Raw genomic sequence first — 604 nt, forward strand, 5'->3', positions numbered from 1 at the left:
TTATTGCCAACAAAATATGCGGGTGTGGCGGAATTGGCAGACGCACTAGACTTAGGATCTAGCGCCGCAAGGCGTGGGGGTTCGACTCCCTTCACCCGCACCATTTTTAAAATTTCATAATTGCCAGGATAAATAAATCTTATGCACATGCGGAAGTAGTTCAGTGGTAGAACACCACCTTGCCAAGGTGGGGGTCGCGAGTTCGAACCTCGTCTTCCGCTCCAAAATGTGCCGGGGTGGCGGAACTGGCAGACGCACAGGACTTAAAATCCTGCGGTAGGTGACTACCGTGCCGGTTCGATTCCGGCCCTCGGCACCATTTTAATAATTAGCGCCCGTAGCTCAATTGGATAGAGCGTCTGACTACGGATCAGAAGGTTGTGGGTTCGACTCCTGCCGGGCGCGCCAATTAAATGTACGGGAAGTAGCTCAGCTTGGTAGAGCACTTGGTTTGGGACCAAGGGGTCGCAGGTTCGAATCCTGTCTTCCCGACCATTTCCTAGATAAAAACTATAATCATGGGGCCTTAGCTCAGCTGGGAGAGCGCCTGCCTTGCACGCAGGAGGTCAGCGGTTCGATCCCGCTAGGCTCCACCAATTAATTT

The 604-nt window shown here is 52.6% G+C and carries 6 tRNA genes; all 6 read left to right on the forward strand.

The features are described 5' to 3' along the window. Positions 1 to 18 precede the first annotated feature (18 nt). Positions 19 to 103, forward strand: a tRNA-Leu gene (locus tag ACOMCU_RS28245). A gap of 46 nt (positions 104 to 149) precedes the next feature. Continuing rightward, positions 150 to 224: transfer RNA gene (locus tag ACOMCU_RS28250), tRNA-Gly, on the forward strand. Positions 225 to 230: 6 nt separating this feature from the next. Next, a tRNA-Leu gene (locus tag ACOMCU_RS28255) sits at positions 231 to 319 on the forward strand. A 12-nt stretch (positions 320 to 331) separates the two neighbouring features. Beyond that, positions 332 to 408, forward strand: a tRNA-Arg gene (locus ACOMCU_RS28260). A gap of 10 nt (positions 409 to 418) precedes the next feature. Then, positions 419 to 495: transfer RNA gene (locus tag ACOMCU_RS28265), tRNA-Pro, on the forward strand. A gap of 25 nt (positions 496 to 520) precedes the next feature. Then, positions 521 to 596 (forward strand) — tRNA-Ala (locus tag ACOMCU_RS28270). Positions 597 to 604: the final 8 nt, after the last annotated feature.

Source organism: Lysinibacillus sp. UGB7, from assembly GCF_049058285.1.
Classification (GTDB): Bacteria; Bacillota; Bacilli; order Bacillales_A; family Planococcaceae; genus Lysinibacillus; species Lysinibacillus sphaericus_B.